Raw genomic sequence first — 15,602 nt, forward strand, 5'->3', positions numbered from 1 at the left:
GCGCGCGCCTGAAGCCACGCTTAAGCGCTGCGCTGTTCGAATTCCTTCATGTACTCGACTAGCGCTTTAACGCCTTCGAGCGGCACCGCGTTGTAAATCGACGCCCGCATGCCGCCGACGGACTTGTGGCCCTTCAGCTGCACCAGTCCGCGCGCTTTCGCGCCGGCCAGGAAATCTTCGTTGCGCGTTTCGTCCGCGAGAAAGAACGGTACGTTCATCCGCGAGCGCGAAGCGCGTTCAATCTTGTTCAGATAGAAGCTGCTTGCATCGATGGTGTCGTAGAGGAGCTTCGACTTCTCGATGTTGCGCGCTTCCATGGCGACGAGGCCGCCCTGCTTTTTCAGCCACTTGAACACCAGCCCGGCGATATAGATCGCATACGTGGGCGGCGTGTTGTACATGGAATTGTTGGCGGCGACCGTTTTCCATTCGAAAGCCGACGGACAAACGGTCATCGCGCGGTCCAGCATGTCTTCGCGCACGATCACCACGGTAACGCCCGCCATGCCGATATTCTTCTGCGCTCCACCGTACAGTACGCCATATTTGGCGATGTCCATGGGACGCGAGAGGATATGCGAGGACGCATCCGCGACTAGCGGGATGTCGCCAAGATCGGGAATTTCGAAGGTTTCGACGCCGTGAATCGTCTCGTTCGTGCACAGATGCACGTACGCCGGATCGTCAGACAATTGCCACTCGGCGCGCGCCGGGGCACGGGTAAAACCGTCTGCGGTCTCGCCGGTAGCGGCGAGATGGACCGTACCGTACTTCTGCGCTTCCTTGAACGACTTCTGTGACCAGGAGCCCGTCACCACGAAGTCGGCGCGCGGCTTCGAACCGAACAGGTTCATCGGCACGATGGCGTTTTCGCCCAGACCGCCGCCTTGCAGGAACAGGATGCGGTGGCTGGCAGGCACCTCGAGCAGGTCGCGCAGATCGGTCAGCGCTTCCTCGTGGATCGACATGAATTCTTTACCGCGATGGCTCATTTCCATCACGCTCATGCCACTGCCGTGCCAGTTGAGCATCTCGTCGGCTGCGAGGCGCAGCACTTCTTCGGGCATGGCCGCAGGTCCGGCCGAGAAATTAAAGACGCGCATCGTGAAGTCCCTGAAGCAGGCGCGTGGCCAATAAGCCATGCGAATTCGCGCCTGAAAAGAAAATGGCCGTCTGCGCGTGTGCGCAAACGGCCATTATCGCATTGACGCCGCTACCCCGCCAAACCCGGCCGCGAAACCCCGGCGCCGTGAGGCGCCCAAGACCGGCCGGATACTAACTGGATACCGGTGCTGCGGGCACCGGCGGCGGCAGCCGCGACCTGCTTACTTAGCCGGCTTGACCGAAGCGACTTCCTGGTCAGCCTGAGCGCGCGTAGCCTTGATCGATTGCGGCATGTACTTCTGCATCAGACCGTTCACGACGTCGCGGCCAACCTGGTCTTGAACCTGGATGAACTTGCGGCCCGTCGGGCTCTTGTAGAACGCCGTCAGATCCTTGATTTCCGACGTCGAGTAGTACTTCGCGTAAGCGTCGTACTGAGCTTGCATCGCGTCTTGACGGAACGAATCCGTTGCGAAGACCTGGCCTGCCGAGTCAACCAGCTTCGGCACAGCGTTCTTCTGCAGCGTCGGGACGGAAGCTTGCTTTTGCTTGTCCGTCATCGTCTTGTTTTCGCTCAGAGCGTCCGACAGGATAGCCGGGACCAGTTGCTTGGCTTGCATTTGCGCGCTGTTACCGATTGCGCCGACGAGCTTTTGCGCGTCGATCGCGTCCAGCAGATCCTTGATGGCGGCTTGCTTGGCCGGATCAACCGGCGCTGCAGCAGCGGTGCTGTCAGCAGGAGCTGCCGTCTGATTCTGAAGTGCTTGCGCCATCGCGAAAGTCGGCACGAAAGCAGCCAGCAACATCAACTGTTTGAATCGTTTTTGCATCATTACTCCCTAAGAGAAATTTAGTCTAACTGCTTGCCGCGCGGACTGCGTATCGGCCCGATACGCTTGTCTGCGTCCACGCAGCGTTCACCCAATATATGAGACTTGCCGACGCGAATCAGGCAGCTCCGCCCTCTTCACCGCTTTCGTCACCTTCAGCGGGACCCTCGGCGTCGCCATCCACATCTACATCGGCTTCGGCCTCGGCAACCTGCTGCAGACCCGACAGCTTCGTCCCTTCATCAAGACTGATGAGTGTAACACCTTGGGTTGCGCGGCCCATTTCACGAATTTCCGACACGCGCGTGCGGATCAGCACGCCCGTATTGGTAATCAGCATGATCTGCGCTTCTTGATCCACCAATGTTGCAGCAACCACACGGCCGTTGCGCTCCGACGTCTGGATCGCGATCATCCCCTTCGTACCACGTCCGTGGCGGGTGTACTCGGTGATCGGGGTGCGCTTGCCGAAGCCGTTTTCCGTGGCAGTGAGCACTGACTGCTGCTCGTCGCCCGCGACCAGCAGCGCAATCACCTGCTGCCCGTCATCCAGCTGCATGCCACGAACACCGCGCGCTTCCCGGCCCATCGGACGCACGTCGTTCTCGTCGAAGCGAACTGCCTTGCCCGAATCCGAGAACAGCATGACGTCGTGCTGACCGTCGGTGATCGCCGCGCCAATCAGGTAATCACCATCATCCAGACCGACCGCAATAATACCCTTGCGCAGCGGCCGGCTAAAGGCTTCTAGCGGCGTCTTTTTTACCGTTCCTAACGCGGTGGCCATGAACACGAACTTGTCGGCCGAGAATTCCTTGACCGGCAGCACCACCGTGATCTTCTCGCCGTCGAGCAGCGGGAACATGTTCACAATCGGGCGGCCGCGCGAATTGCGCGAGCCCTGCGGCACTTCATAGACCTTGACCCAGTAGACGCGGCCGCGGTTCGAGAAGCACAGGATGTGGTCGTGCGTGTTGGCGATAAAGAGCGTGTCGATCCAGTCGTCTTCCTTCATGGAAGTCGCCTGTTTGCCGCGACCTCCGCGCTTCTGGGCGCGATATTCGGACAACGGCTGCGATTTCACATAACCGGCATGCGACATGGTGACGACCATATCCTGCGGCGTGATCAGGTCTTCGGTGTTCAGCTCGGTCGCGTTCAGCTCGATCTTCGAGCGGCGTGCGTCGCCGAATTCGGCCTTGATCGAGGTGAGTTCGTCGACGATGATCGCCGTAATACGCTCCGGGCGAGCCAGGATGTCCAGCAGGTCGGCAATTTGCGCCATCACTTCGCGGTACTCGCCGATGATCTTGTCCTGCTCCAGACCAGTCAGGCGTTGCAGACGCATCTGCAAGATTTCCTGAGCCTGCGTGTCGGACAGACGGTAGAGGCCGTCGGACTGCATGCCGAACGCGGGGTTCAGGCCTTCCGGGCGATACGCCTCGCGACCACCAGCCGCGGAATTTTCCGTCTCGGCGCGCGACAACATTTCGCGCACCAGCGACGAATCCCACGGGCGCGACATCAAGTCCTGCTTCGCAATCGGCGGAGTCGGCGCTGCCTTGATGATGGCGATGAATTCGTCGATGTTCGCCAGCGCAACGGCCAGGCCTTCCAGCACGTGACCGCGTTCGCGCGCCTTGCGCAGTTCGTATACAGTGCGCCGCGTCAGCACTTCCCGCCGGTGCGACAGGAAGCAGCTCAACATCTCCTTCAGGTTCAGCAGCTTCGGCTGGCCGTCGACCAGCGCGACCATGTTCATGCCGAACGTATCCTGAAGCTGGGTCGCCTTATACAGATTGTTGAGGATGACCTCGGGCACTTCGCCACGCTTCAACTCGATCACCACGCGCATGCCGCTCTTGTCGGACTCGTCGCGGATATCGGAAATGCCTTCCAGCTTCTTCTCGTTGACGAGTTCGGCGATGCGCTCGAGCAGCGAACGCTTGTTCACCTGATACGGCAGCTCGTCGACGATGATCGACATGCGCTGGCCGCGGTCGATTTCCTCGAAGTGCGTGAGCGCGCGCATCACCACGCGGCCGCGGCCGGTGTGATAGCCGTCGCGCACGCCGGCCACGCCGTAGATGATGCCGGCCGTCGGGAAGTCCGGCGCCGGGACGATCTCGATCAGCTCATCGACTGTCGCTTCCGGATTCTTCAGAAGATGCTGACAGGCGTCGACGATTTCGTTCAGGTTGTGCGGCGGGATGTTCGTTGCCATCCCTACCGCGATCCCGGACGAGCCATTGATCAGCAGATTGGGAATGCGCGCCGGAAGGATAGCCGGCTCGTTTTCGCTGCCGTCGTAGTTCGGCGTGAAATCGACCGTTTCCTTGTCGATGTCGGCGAGCAGCTCATGGCCGATCTTGGACATGCGGATTTCGGTGTACCGCATCGCCGCGGCGTTGTCGCCGTCGACCGAACCGAAGTTGCCCTGACCGTCCACCAGCATATAGCGCAAGGAGAAGTCTTGCGCCATCCGGACAATCGTGTCGTAGACAGCCGTGTCGCCGTGCGGGTGATATTTACCGATCACGTCGCCGACAATACGCGCCGACTTCTTGTAAGCTCGGTTCCAGTCGTTGTTCAGCTCGTGCATCGCGTACAGCACGCGCCGGTGCACCGGCTTCAGGCCATCGCGGACATCGGGAAGCGCACGCCCCACGATCACGCTCATCGCGTAATCGAGATACGAACGGCGCATTTCCTCCTCTAGGGAGATTGGCAGAGTCTCTTTGGCGAATTGATCCATTATCCGTATCTTTTACGTGCGAAGACGTTGGCGGACAGCGCCTTCGCGTAAGCGCTGCAGGCGCAACGCATCACGCGATTCTAACACGCGAGGCATCCATCCCCGGCTGGGGTACGTATACCTATTAGTGGGAAGCCGGCGAACGGCTCCAGGGAGCCCGTTTGGCATAAGCGGGAACAAGTGGGAGCAGGCCCGATTTGTGCTGTCCCTCAATCGCTTCTCAGCCATGACTGGCGGTGCGAACCGCTCCCTCGAGGCTTCTGTTGCGGACGCACCACAATCGGACAGGGGTATGAAAAGGGCGGGAACTTTTTTATCGTGGGAAGGGAACGATATGGCAAAATGCCAACGCACAAAGAGTTAGACACTGCTCGAAGTCTACACAGCGCGTTTTTTGTTCCGCACCAATGTTATACTTCGAGCAATGTATGACTTGTCATCGTCAACAAGCTCGCAGTAAACCTGCGGTAATCTCAATTTCGAGAGGAGAAATATGAATAAACTTTCAAAGCTCGCGTTCATTGCAGCTACCGCAGTTATGGCTGCATCCGCTTCGGCACAATCGGTGCCGGCGTCGCGACAAGCTACGAACGACAACTGGGTGAACGGTACGGGCGAATACGTGTGGATGAACGGCACGAACGAACTCTGCTGGCGCGATGCGTTCTGGACGCCGGCAACCGCTAACGCAAAGTGCGATGGTGCACTGGTTGCTCAGGCACCGACTCCGCCGGCACCGCCGGCACCGGCTCCGGTTATCTCGAGCCAGAAGATTACGTATCAAGCTGACGCTCTGTTCGACTTCGACAAGGCTATCCTGAAGCCGGGCGGCAAGGAAAAGCTGGACGATCTGGCATCGAAGATCGGCGCGCTGAACCTGGAAGTCGTGGTTGCTACGGGTTACACGGACCGCATCGGTTCGGACAAGTACAACGACCGTCTGTCGCTGCGTCGTGCACAAGCTGTCAAGGCATACCTGGTCAGCAAGGGCATCGAAGCCAACCGTATCTACACGGAAGGCAAGGGCAAGCGCAACCCGGTCACGACCGGTTGCAACCAGAAGAACCGCAAGCAACTTATCGCCTGCCTCGCACCGGATCGTCGCGTGGAAGTCGAAGTTGTGGGTACTTCGAAGCAGTAAGCTCGAAATTACCGCAGTATCAAAGCCCCGCTTCGGCGGGGCTTTTTTTATGTCCTGGATGGGTTTCCCCACACCCGACCGGCAGGCACACTGTAGCGGCGTGCCCGCAGACACGCTGCAGGCAGGCCGCGCAGACCGTGGCATTTTGCCGCCCTGTCCACCGGCCTATATACTCAGGGTTTATCCTCGACACCCGCTCACCCGCTCTCCTCAAGGCCGCATCCGCCATGACTAATGCCGATCCCCACGAACTGCAGAAATTCAGCGATCTCGCCCATCGCTGGTGGGACCCGAACGCCGAATTCAAACCGCTGCACGAACTGAATCCGGTCCGGCTGAGCTGGATCGACGCTCACGCGCATCTTGCCGGCAAGCGGGTGCTCGATATCGGCTGCGGCGGCGGCATTTTGACTGAGTCGATGGCCGGATTAGGGGCCGATGTGAAGGGAATCGACCTCTCGCACCAGGCTTTGGGGGTCGCAGATCTTCACAGCCTTGAAAGTGGTGTAACCGTAAGTTACGAAGAAATCGCCGCGGAGGCTCTCGCGGCCCGCGAACCGGGCACCTACGACGTCGTGACCTGCATGGAAATGCTCGAACACGTGCCCGAACCGGCCGCCATCGTCGCGGCCTGCAAGACCCTGGTCAAGCCGGGCGGCTGGGTGTTCTTCTCCACGCTCAACCGGAATGTGAAGTCGTATCTGTTCGCGGTGATCGGCGCCGAATATATTGCACGGATGCTGCCCAAGGGCACCCACGACTACGCGCGCTTTATCCGCCCCTCGGAACTGGCCGCCTTCGTTCGCGCGGCCGAGCTGCGCACCGCCGACATCAAGGGCATCGTCTATCACCCGCTCAGCAAGCACTTCGCGCTGTCGGACGACACGAGCATCAACTACATGCTCGCCTGCCGCCGCGACGCCTGACGCGCGCCGGCTCCTACTGAACATCTGTATACATGAGCGACCCTACTCCCCTGCCTCAGCGCGAAGACGAAGACGCCGCGATCGGCCTGTGCCAGGCGGTCCTGTTCGACCTCGACGGCACCCTCGCCGACACCGCCCCTGATCTCGCCGCTGCTGTCAACAAGATGCGTCACGAGCGCGGGCTCGAGATGGTGCCGCTTGACGACCTGCGGCCGCTGGCATCGGCCGGCGCGCGCGGACTGATCGGCGGCGCCTTCGGCATCGGGCCCGAGCATCATGAATTCTCTGCGATGCGCGCGGAGTTTCTGGCCAATTACGAAGCGGACCTGTGCATCGAAACGACGCTGTTTCCCGGCATCGACGCGTTGCTCGATGATCTCGATGCGCGCGGTGTACGCTGGGGCATCGTCACGAATAAGGCTGCGCGCCTGACCGATCCGCTGGTTGCGCTGCTCGGTCTCGATCTGCGGGCAGGCTGTGTGGTGAGCGGCGATACCACGCCGCACTCGAAGCCGCACCCGGCGCCGTTGTTGCATGCGGCGCGTGAACTGGATCTGGCGCCGGAGCGGCTCGTCTATGTAGGTGACGACTTGCGCGACATTCAGGCGGGTTTCGCCGCCGGCATGGTGACGGTGGCCGCCGCCTACGGCTACTGCGGCAACGACATTCCGCCAACCCACTGGCACGCGCAACATGTGGTGCAGTCGCCGGCCGAGTTGCAGAAGCTGCTGCGCGACATCAGCTAGGCGCGCGCTGTCAATCTATTGTAAAATCTACCTTGGCCCAGAATTTTGGGGCAACGAACCGCGGGGGCGACCTGGTTTCGACAGGGGTTGCAAAGCGGCTAGGGCATACCGAGGACCCGTCACCTCGTTAATCAATGGGAAAAACGTAACTGCAAACGACGATACGTTCGCACTGGCAGCCTAAGGGCCGCCGTCCTCTGCCTAGTTCACTGACGGGCTAGTGTCGCAAGACCGGTAGCAATACCGACAGAGGTCATATACGTCAGTTAAGCCTTGGCGGTGTCACGACGTCCGGGTCGAAAATCTAGTGAATCGCCGTCATGCAGCGTGTTCGTCCGCGTCCTGGCGGTTAAATCAAATGACAGAACTAAGTATGTAGAACTGGTCGTAGAGTGCTTCTGGACGCGGGTTCGATTCCCGCCGCCTCCACCAAACACCCTGCAAGTGGCAGTAAAGTTTGACAAGAAACCCCGACAGCGTAAGGCTTTCGGGGTTTTTTATTGCTAACGTCGCGGAATAGTCTGTGCCCATCGACAGGGAAGCCTCGAGCCTGAGCGTCGTGTGCACACTCGGTGAGTTACCCCCTTTCGCTATTCCTCTTATCGGACTAAGCGCCCCCGTTTCCTCCGACAACGGCCAGCGCGCCGCCCTCGTTGTTCAACGTCAAACAGAATTCATTGCGTGCAGCTGTTCCCTGCCGCTTCCAGGATGCCTCCGCTCGTCGTCTTCCTGTACGCAGGAATCTCCGCGTGGCGTGCAAAGGAAGTATGCGCATGTATCGCTCATCGAAGAGCCACGTAAAGCACGACTCGCACAGACGAAAATAAGCCACGCACGAAGGGGAGCCCGAAATTCATTCGAAATAGAACCGACGCGAAGACGTATCACGGCGCAACGCCCGACAAATTGACAGACAGGACAGGACAGACTGATATGAAAACCGACCTCGCAAGGGTCGGCTTTTTGTTTGGAGCACAGCCGGACCGTCCGCACGACCGATTGACGCTTCTCAATACATGTTGGAACAAAAGAACAACGAAACCACGTACCTTTTTGTCACCGTCGGCTCGCGCACTGAGCGCGGCGGGCTAGTCACCCGAGTATCGACCAGCGCTGAATATCAAGGAATGGCGCTGGCCCGAGTCGGCGACATCGTCACATACGACGACGGTAGCGTAGCCATCATCATTGACGGCGCGGGCTTTGCCGCCGTCTGGGGTGACAAGCTGCTAGCGCTCGTCGGCTCCCACCTCAGCAACGGAGACACGATCACGGAAACGTTACAGGAAGGATGGGGAATCACGATTCGCGACGGCGAAGAGGTCCCCGGTCTGTTTGATCCGGTCTATATGTTGCCGTCGAGTTCCATCACGGACGGAGGAAACGCCCATGCGCAAGGCGGCGGTGCGGCACGGTGACCCGACGACGACGCGCGGTTTTTTCATGGCTTATTCGTCCGCGATTCACGACGATGGAAAAAAGGTTGCACTGAGTGGCGACGAAGCAACCTGCGGCAACTGCAAGGGCGTATTCAAGATATTCGGCACGGGTCAGGGCATGTCAGAAAAGGGGCGCGTTGTAGTTGTTGACGGTGACCAGGTGCTGTGCCCGTGCAAGAAAAACCGGGTGATCGTTGGCAGCAATCCGGGAATTTTTCTTAACACTAGAAACGAGGGGGCAGGTGCTAGCAGCGCTGGCGCCAGTTACTCTACAGTTGCAAGCGATTCCAGACACTGGATCAAGTTTGTATTGCGTGACCCTGCCCGTTTCGAGGGTTTGCGTTGCGCCGCGCACTTTGCCGACGGTTCTATTGAATACGGAGTCTTCGATTACAACAACACCGTCCGTTTTGATCGGATAAGCGCCAGCGCATGCAGCAGAGTTGAAGTGCTGCTTGGGGGCGAATCCGAGAGCGATGACGCTGTAACCGATGCTCTTCTGTCAGCAATCAAAGGGTGAACGATGCCGGACAATCAAACGAATTCAAACACGGTGTACAGCGGGCCGTATCAGACAAAGCAAGAGCACTCCCTAAACAGTAACATTCTCCAATCTGCCAGAGATTCGTTCGAATCCGCAGGACTATATTTTTCTAGCAACGCAATCAGCGACGCGAATGTTCGCGCCCGTTATGCGGACGGCATTCGTCGGGTGAGCAAATTGGTCCAAGAAGAAGTTGATTCAGGCAGGATGTCCGCCGCAGATGGCGCCGCGTTTTGTCAAACCATGCGAAATCAAATCATGGTGGAGACGCGAAAGGTAACGCCGCCTCAAGGGTTGCCATTTGCACAGGCGAAGAAGGCTGAGGGACTTCATCTAGATACACTTCTAGACAGATACTCGGAAAGGCTCTTTTCTAAGCCCTTTCGCAACCTGACCGATGCTGAAAAGGACCGAGCGCACTATGCAGTCATCGAGGCTGCCGGGCGAAACAACGTAAAAGTAACTGCGAAAACCGCGAGGCTGAGGGTTGCAGGCAAAGTCGGCATATTGGTGACGGCGGCGCTTGCAGGATACGAAATTGTGAAGGCAGACGATAAGGTCAGTGAAGCAGCAAGGCAAGGAACAGTCATTGGAGGTGGCATGATAGGAGGGGCTTTGGCTGGCCTGGCTGTGTCCTCTGTTTGTGGCCCTGGAGCGCCGCTCTGTGCTATCGCCGTGCTCCTCATCGGGTCAGCGGCAGGAGCAACGATTACTGGCGCTGCTTACGACGTCTACATGGATGAGGTAAGGGAATTTCAGGCATGGAGAATCCGGTAGGAAAAGCTGAGCGAGAATTCATATGGGCTGTCATGTCGGAGTTTTTCGTAGACAACGAAATAGACTACGAGCGCGAAGCCGCGCAAATCAGTCGCTTTCCGATAAATTTCCTAAAGGAAATATTTTTCCGAGAGGTTGCCCCGGTTTGTGGTCCCAACATGTTGACGCCTGCCCCCCCCGTCTGGGCGGGCTTCGATTCGGATTGGGTTATCAGCCAAATAAACTCTTTGCTGTCAACCAAAGAGGCATCGCTCATTTCCAGGGTTAGCTACGAGGCGAGCGTCCTGTACTATCGACTCCGACTTGCCGATGTATGGGGTGAGGTCGAAGATGCCACAAAGCGAGAGCATGCGGGGCAAGCTGGGAGTAGCTGATGATCTTCGCGCTAGTCTTGTCAATGTAGGGCGTAGGCGGCACGTTGAACGAATTGTGGTGCCGCCTACTGTTTCTCGGGCATGTTTCACTCGTTGCCGACGTGCTTTGCCCATACTTCCATGTCCTGCGCGCAAAGGTTGCGCGGCCACGGCGCATCGTCGAATATGGCCGCTCCCCCCTTCCACTCAAGATCGCTTATGAAATCAGCCTTCCCGAAACTGCTGAGCGCCGCCTTGCTGTGCGTCTCGTTATTCGCTCCAAGCGCCCACGCGGTCGACCTTCACGTGATGAATTCCGGCGGTTTCACTGCCGCCTACAAGTTACTGGCGCCGAAGTACGAGGCAAAGTCAGGAGACACGCTGAACATCGCCTATGGCCCGTCGATGGGCAATTCGCCCGAAGCGATTCCGAACCGCCTCGCGCGTAACGAGCCTGCGGACGTGGTGATCATGGTGGGTTACGCGCTCGACAAGCTGATCGCCGAGGGCAAGGTAATCCCGGGCTCGAGAGTCGAGTTGGCCGACTCGCGCATCGGCATGGTGGTCCGGGCGGGCGAACCCAAGCCGGACATCGGCAGCGTCGAGGCGTTCAGGAAGACCTTGCTGGAAGCGAAATCAGTGGCCTATTCGGACAGCGCCAGCGGCGTCTATATTCAGAACGAGCTCTTCGAGAAAATGGGTATCGAAGCTCAGATGAAGCCGAAAGCCACGATGATCCCCAAGATTCCGGTGGCCTCCGTCGTGGCCAAGGGCGATTATCAACTGGGTTTCCAGCAGGTGAGCGAACTGCTACCGGTGCCCGGTGTCGAGTTCGTCGGCAAGATTCCTGAGTCGCTGCAATCGGTGACTCGTTTCGCGGCGGGGATTCCAGTCAGCGCAGCGCATCCGCGCGAGGCCAAGCGGTTCCTCGACTTCCTGGCGTCCCCCGAGGCCGCGCCGGATGTGGCCAGCACCGGTCTCGATCCGCTCGCCGGGAAATAGCGGCCTATCGCGCTCAGCGGCGTTGCCCGCCCGCGCGGCCAGGATCAGCGGCACGAGGCACCGCGTCTGACTATTGGCCTTGCGGGCACTGCAGATTGCAGCCGTCCGGATCACCGAGGTCGCCCTTGCGGCGCATCGCCGACTTCTTGTCGGACTGATACTTGTTCGACGGCGCCGAAGCGGCAAACGGCAATTGCGGGTGTTCCTGCAGATGGAATTCGTCCGGCAGGATGCCGCCCGGCACTCCCGGCGAGTTTTGCGCAAACGCGATGGAAACCGTGGCGCACAGCGTGCCGGCCGCGACAGCCACGGCACAGGCTTTCAGTAGAACGTTCATGTCGATCCGGCGCGGCATGCCGCGCAGTTGAGGCTAAGCAGAAGGATCAAGAGTATCGCATACCGCACCGCAACGCAGCCGCGCGCGCCGCGTGCCTTGTTACCGACGCTTACCCCGCAAACCAGGCCTCGCAATGGCGCAGCAAGGCATTCAGATCGAATGCAGGCCGTCCGCGAACGCTGACGTAGCCGTCGGGCCGCACCAGGTAGAACGCTGGCCGGGTCCGCCCATACGACTCGGACAGCGGCGGCGCGCCCTCGCCCGCAACATCGGTGACGCGCCAGATCCGCACGGCGCCGCGCAACAGACGCTCGACGGCCGCGCCCATCCGGTCGAGATCTGCCGCATTCGCCGCAGCGATGCGGCCCGCAGAGGTATCGAGCGGCGCATCTTCGGCGCCACTCGGCGCAACCATCAGAAAGAGCGAGAAAAAGGCTGGGTCGTGCAGATCGAAAATGCAGCCGATGCCCGGCGCGCGGCCGAGCGGCCCGTCCACCACATGCACCAGCGCGTCCGGCGCCCGCTCCCCTGCCCGCGGGCCGCCGTCGAGAATCCGCTCGAGCGTCAGCGGACTACGCCGATACTGGATCGACAGTTCGCTGACGGTGAGACGCGCGGCATCCCGCAACGGGCCGAGTGCGGCCAGCGCCGGCATCACGCGCTCGCGCAGCAGCTTGAGCGGCCCGTGGTCGGCTTCGGCAAGCTGCGTGACGAAGCTCGTCTGCCGCAACACTTCACGTTCGATCGGATGCCGTTCCAGGTGATAGGAATCGAGCAGGCGGTCCGGCGCAGCCCCCTTCAGGACGCGAGCCAGTTTCCAACCCAGATTGAACGCCTCCTGAATGCCAGTGTTCATTCCCTGGGCTCCGGCCGGACTGTGCACATGCGCGGCGTCGCCGGCAAGGAACACACGCTCGACCCGTAATTGTTCGACCATCCGGCTATTCAAATGAAAATGCGCCGACCAGCCGAGCTCCGTGAATTTCACCGGGTGATGGATACGCCGTTCGGCGATCGCGCAGCATTCGCCAAGCGATGGCGGCGGCGGTGATACCGCAGACGCGAATGACGAAGACGCTCCGCTGGCAGGCGCTGCCGATGCCTCAGTACCAGGCGCCACGTCTGGATCGGCCGGCGCCGCATCCGCCTCGGCTGAGTCCGGCTGCGGAGAATGATCGGCGATCAGCCGGTAACGCTCGCCACCCATCGGAAACAGCGCCGCGAGTCCCTCGCCTGAGGCGAAGATATGAAATTCGTCGTCGGGCCATCCGGTCTCCGCCTGCAGATCGGCCAGCAAAAAAGTCTGCTCGAAGGTCTTGCCCGCGAAGCTCATGCCGAGCCGGTGGCGAATCGCACTATGCGCACCGTCAGCCGCGATCAGATACGAAGGATGCATGGTCTCGCTGCGGCCGTCCGCGCGCAGCAGCGACGCGCTGAGTCCAGCGGAGCCCTGCACGAACTCAGTTAGTTCGACACCTCGCTCGACCGTTACGCCGAGCGTCGCCAACTGCTCGGTCAGCAGACGCTCGGTGACGGACTGATCGAGAAACAGCAGATAGGGGTAACGCGTCTGTAGCGGATCGAAGTCGAGGCGCGCGAGGCGTTGCCCGTTCGAATAGAGATTGGCCGCACGAGCCCGATGACCCAGTTCCAGAAACGGCTCGACTACGCGATGCTGTTCGAACAGCTCAAGCGTGCGCGCCTGGATGCCGATGGCCCGCGAATGCGGATCCGGCTGCAACGCCTTGTCGATCAGGCGCACGGGAATATGTGCGCGCGCCAGACTCATTGCGGCAGCAAGCCCGGTCGGGCCCGCCCCAACGATCAGCACCGGCGACGCGTCGTATGAAGCGGCGGCCATGCGGAACTCCGGAGACCAACATCCCGCCTAGTGTACGCCGCTGCCCCGCTGCCTGAAGGTGCGGTGCGTCAATCCGGGCTCAATCGGCGTGCGGATGGTCGAGGGCGCAATGGTGGTCGGTGGTGCCGAGATCGACCTGCAGCGTGGCGTGCTGCATCGCAAACTTTTCGCGCAGCGTCAGGACGATGGCGTCGACGATCGCATCGCCAGGATGACCGGCCGGCATCACGAGATGCACGCTCAGCGCATTGCCGGTGGTGGAAAGCGCCCATACGTGCAGATCGTGGACATCCGTGACCCCCGGCTGGCCGGCGAGATAATCGCGGATCCGCTGCAGGTCGACGCCCGGCGGAACCGCATCCAGCGCGAGCCGCACCGAATCGCGCAGCAGTCCCCATGTGCCGTACACGATCACCGCGACGACCACGATACTCATCAGCGGGTCGAGCCAGGTCCAGCTGGTAGCGAGAATCACCAGACCGCTGATCGCCACAGCGGCGGAGATCAGCGCGTCGCTCGCCATGTGCAGGAAGGCGCCGCGAATATTGAGGTCCTCCTTCTGACCGCGCATGAACAGCCACGCGGAGAAGCCGTTGACCAGCATGCCTGCGGTAGCGACGACGAACACCGTCAGCCCGGCGACCGGAGCGGGATGCAGCAAACGGTCAATCGCTTCGGCGACGATCACGCCGCACGCAAACAGCAGCAGCCCCGCATTCGCCAGCGACGCGAGGATCGACGTGCTGCCGTAACCGAAGGTGTAGCGCGCCGACGGCCGGCGTGCGGTGAGCCACGTGGCGCCCCAGGCCAGCAGGAGACCCAGCACGTCTGACAGGTTGTGGCCGGCATCGGCGAGCAGCGCGGTCGAATGGGCGATCACACCATAGATGGCCTGAATCAGGACGATGACGATGTTCAGCGCGATCGCAATCGCGAAGGCGCGCCCATGACCCGCGACCGGCGCGTGGTGGTGATGGTGGCCGCCTTGGCCGTGGCTATGGCTGTGAGAATGCCCCTTGGCGTGCGCATGGCCGGCTTTCCCGTCGTGCTCCGCGTGCTCGTGCGGGTCTTCGCCATCAGCATGGGAATGCGTGTGCCCTGCATGTCCCGCATGCTTGTGCGCGCCAGTGCTGTCGTCGGCATGCGCCGTTTGTTCATGCGCGGCGTGAGCGTGCCCGGCGTGGTCATGTGAAGGACGTTCGCCGTCTGAGTGAGCAAGGCCCGCCTCATCGTAACCCGCGTGATCATGCTCTGCGCCAGCCTGCTGCGCAGGGTCCGCAACCGGCTCGCTGGCAGGTGCATCGTCGCCATCCTGGCCGTCGAGCCAGACCGGCGCGTGATCGTCTTCGCGCTCCTCGGCGGCCGTGTCAGGACGTGGGATTTTATTCATTACGAGTCCAAGGAGAAGTCGGTTGGCGGTTCGGCCACGTGCTCCAGCATGCCTGCGAGCATGCCGCTGATGTGCCGGTCCGCGGCGAGGTAGAACACCTGCTTGCCCTGGCGCGCAGCCCGCACGATGCGCGCTGCGCGCAACAAGCGCAGGTGATGGCTCACCAGCGAAGGCGAGAAACCCAACGATTCGGCAATCGCGCCCACCGCGCGCTGCTCGTCGAGACAGGCCAGCACGATACGCAGGCGGGTTGGATCACCCAGCAAACGGAACAGGTCGGCAAGCGGCACGACGCGGTCGTCATTGACGTTGGTGGATAGAGGCAGCATCGTCTTTAAACATATGAACAGTTGTTCATATGTTATAGATCCATCTCGAAAAGGTCAATCGATGGGTG

At 60.6% G+C, this 15,602-nt stretch carries 15 protein-coding genes and 1 other RNA gene; 9 read left to right on the forward strand and 7 right to left on the reverse strand.

All coding sequences use genetic code 11. From position 1 onward, the window contains the following. Window positions 1-20: 20 nt before the first annotated feature. From serC to gyrA, 3 genes are all read right to left on the reverse strand, one after another. Window positions 21-1,103: a 3-phosphoserine/phosphohydroxythreonine transaminase gene (serC, locus tag BLQ92_RS11860; RefSeq protein ID WP_090684859.1), complete on the reverse strand. Its 1,083-nt coding sequence runs from the start codon at window positions 1,101-1,103 to the stop codon at window positions 21-23. Window positions 1,104-1,325: 222 nt separating this feature from the next. Beyond that, window positions 1,326-1,934 (reverse strand): DUF2059 domain-containing protein, encoded by a 609-nt coding sequence (locus BLQ92_RS11865; RefSeq protein WP_090684542.1) that lies wholly within the window; start codon window positions 1,932-1,934, stop codon window positions 1,326-1,328. A gap of 118 nt (window positions 1,935-2,052) precedes the next feature. Next, a complete protein-coding gene (gene gyrA / locus BLQ92_RS11870; RefSeq protein WP_090684545.1) occupies window positions 2,053-4,689 on the reverse strand; it encodes a DNA gyrase subunit A in 2,637 nt (878 codons plus the stop codon). A 493-nt stretch (window positions 4,690-5,182) separates the two neighbouring features. Here gyrA and ompA point away from each other — a divergent pair, with 493 nt between their 5' ends. The 9 genes from ompA to BLQ92_RS11915 all read left to right on the forward strand — a co-directional run bounded on the left by ompA (window position 5,183) and on the right by BLQ92_RS11915 (window position 11,617). Continuing rightward, on the forward strand, window positions 5,183-5,830 hold the full coding sequence (gene ompA, locus BLQ92_RS11875) for an outer membrane protein OmpA (protein WP_090684547.1): 648 nt from the start codon (window positions 5,183-5,185) through the stop codon (window positions 5,828-5,830). 227 nt (window positions 5,831-6,057) lie between these two features. After that, window positions 6,058-6,756, forward strand: a complete 699-nt coding sequence (gene ubiG, locus BLQ92_RS11880; RefSeq protein WP_090684550.1) for a bifunctional 2-polyprenyl-6-hydroxyphenol methylase/3-demethylubiquinol 3-O-methyltransferase UbiG — start codon at window positions 6,058-6,060, stop codon at window positions 6,754-6,756. A 32-nt stretch (window positions 6,757-6,788) separates the two neighbouring features. Further along, window positions 6,789-7,502, forward strand: a complete 714-nt coding sequence (locus BLQ92_RS11885) for an HAD-IA family hydrolase (protein ID WP_090684552.1) — start codon at window positions 6,789-6,791, stop codon at window positions 7,500-7,502. A 62-nt stretch (window positions 7,503-7,564) separates the two neighbouring features. Then, window positions 7,565-7,934, forward strand: a transfer-messenger RNA (tmRNA) gene (gene ssrA / locus BLQ92_RS11890). Window positions 7,935-8,518: 584 nt separating this feature from the next. Continuing rightward, complete coding sequence (locus BLQ92_RS39940; protein ID WP_175772271.1) at window positions 8,519-8,920, forward strand: PAAR domain-containing protein; 402 nt, start codon at window positions 8,519-8,521, stop codon at window positions 8,918-8,920. Then, on the forward strand, window positions 8,892-9,461 hold the full coding sequence (locus BLQ92_RS39945; protein WP_175772270.1) for a PAAR domain-containing protein: 570 nt from the start codon (window positions 8,892-8,894) through the stop codon (window positions 9,459-9,461). The genes BLQ92_RS39940 and BLQ92_RS39945 overlap by 29 nt, the downstream gene beginning before the upstream one ends. Before the next feature lie 3 nt (window positions 9,462-9,464). Continuing rightward, a complete protein-coding gene (locus BLQ92_RS11905) occupies window positions 9,465-10,262 on the forward strand; it encodes a hypothetical protein (protein ID WP_143016562.1) in 798 nt (265 codons plus the stop codon). Then, on the forward strand, window positions 10,247-10,636 hold the full coding sequence (locus BLQ92_RS41390; protein ID WP_090684557.1) for a DUF7079 family protein: 390 nt from the start codon (window positions 10,247-10,249) through the stop codon (window positions 10,634-10,636). The genes BLQ92_RS11905 and BLQ92_RS41390 overlap by 16 nt, the downstream gene beginning before the upstream one ends. 198 nt (window positions 10,637-10,834) lie before the next feature. Continuing rightward, complete coding sequence (locus BLQ92_RS11915; protein ID WP_090684558.1) at window positions 10,835-11,617, forward strand: substrate-binding domain-containing protein; 783 nt, start codon at window positions 10,835-10,837, stop codon at window positions 11,615-11,617. A 70-nt stretch (window positions 11,618-11,687) separates the two neighbouring features. Here the strand turns inward: BLQ92_RS11915 and BLQ92_RS11920 are convergent, their stop codons facing one another. From BLQ92_RS11920 to BLQ92_RS11935, 4 genes are all read right to left on the reverse strand, one after another. Continuing rightward, window positions 11,688-11,954, reverse strand: a complete 267-nt coding sequence (locus BLQ92_RS11920; protein ID WP_090684860.1) for a hypothetical protein — start codon at window positions 11,952-11,954, stop codon at window positions 11,688-11,690. Window positions 11,955-12,063: 109 nt separating this feature from the next. Further along, the gene (locus BLQ92_RS11925; protein WP_090684560.1) at window positions 12,064-13,815 is read right to left on the reverse strand and encodes an FAD-dependent monooxygenase; all 1,752 of its coding nucleotides are present in this window, start codon (window positions 13,813-13,815) and stop codon (window positions 12,064-12,066) included. 79 nt (window positions 13,816-13,894) lie between these two features. Further along, window positions 13,895-15,205 carry a cation diffusion facilitator family transporter gene (locus BLQ92_RS11930; protein WP_090684562.1) on the reverse strand — a complete coding sequence of 437 codons (1,311 nt, stop codon included), beginning with the start codon at window positions 15,203-15,205 and terminating at the stop codon, window positions 13,895-13,897. After that, the gene (locus tag BLQ92_RS11935; RefSeq protein WP_090684564.1) at window positions 15,205-15,534 is read right to left on the reverse strand and encodes an ArsR/SmtB family transcription factor; all 330 of its coding nucleotides are present in this window, start codon (window positions 15,532-15,534) and stop codon (window positions 15,205-15,207) included. The genes BLQ92_RS11930 and BLQ92_RS11935 overlap by 1 nt, the downstream gene beginning before the upstream one ends. Window positions 15,535-15,602 lie beyond the last annotated feature (68 nt).

Origin of the sequence: Paraburkholderia phenazinium (assembly GCF_900100735.1) — a bacterium.
GTDB classification, from domain to species: Bacteria; Pseudomonadota; Gammaproteobacteria; order Burkholderiales; family Burkholderiaceae; genus Paraburkholderia; species Paraburkholderia phenazinia.

Excerpts from the sequence above, each read along its gene's own strand:
- gyrA (WP_090684545.1), bottom strand. The coding sequence starts at position 4,689 with ATGGATCAATTCGCCAAAGAGACTCTGCCAATCTCCCTAGAGGAGGAA.
- BLQ92_RS11930 (WP_090684562.1), bottom strand. The coding sequence starts at position 15,205 with ATGAATAAAATCCCACGTCCTGACACGGCCGCCGAGGAGCGCGAAGAC.
- BLQ92_RS11920 (WP_090684860.1), bottom strand. The coding sequence starts at position 11,954 with ATGAACGTTCTACTGAAAGCCTGTGCCGTGGCTGTCGCGGCCGGCACG.
- BLQ92_RS11915 (WP_090684558.1), top strand. The coding sequence starts at position 10,835 with ATGAAATCAGCCTTCCCGAAACTGCTGAGCGCCGCCTTGCTGTGCGTC.
- BLQ92_RS11925 (WP_090684560.1), bottom strand. The coding sequence starts at position 13,815 with ATGGCCGCCGCTTCATACGACGCGTCGCCGGTGCTGATCGTTGGGGCG.
- ompA (WP_090684547.1), top strand. The coding sequence starts at position 5,183 with ATGAATAAACTTTCAAAGCTCGCGTTCATTGCAGCTACCGCAGTTATG.
- BLQ92_RS39940 (WP_175772271.1), top strand. The coding sequence starts at position 8,519 with ATGTTGGAACAAAAGAACAACGAAACCACGTACCTTTTTGTCACCGTC.
- BLQ92_RS39945 (WP_175772270.1), top strand. The coding sequence starts at position 8,892 with ATGCGCAAGGCGGCGGTGCGGCACGGTGACCCGACGACGACGCGCGGT.
- serC (WP_090684859.1), bottom strand. The coding sequence starts at position 1,103 with ATGCGCGTCTTTAATTTCTCGGCCGGACCTGCGGCCATGCCCGAAGAA.
- BLQ92_RS11865 (WP_090684542.1), bottom strand. The coding sequence starts at position 1,934 with ATGCAAAAACGATTCAAACAGTTGATGTTGCTGGCTGCTTTCGTGCCG.
- BLQ92_RS41390 (WP_090684557.1), top strand. The coding sequence starts at position 10,247 with ATGGAGAATCCGGTAGGAAAAGCTGAGCGAGAATTCATATGGGCTGTC.
- BLQ92_RS11935 (WP_090684564.1), bottom strand. The coding sequence starts at position 15,534 with ATGCTGCCTCTATCCACCAACGTCAATGACGACCGCGTCGTGCCGCTT.
- ubiG (WP_090684550.1), top strand. The coding sequence starts at position 6,058 with ATGACTAATGCCGATCCCCACGAACTGCAGAAATTCAGCGATCTCGCC.
- BLQ92_RS11885 (WP_090684552.1), top strand. The coding sequence starts at position 6,789 with ATGAGCGACCCTACTCCCCTGCCTCAGCGCGAAGACGAAGACGCCGCG.
- BLQ92_RS11905 (WP_143016562.1), top strand. The coding sequence starts at position 9,465 with ATGCCGGACAATCAAACGAATTCAAACACGGTGTACAGCGGGCCGTAT.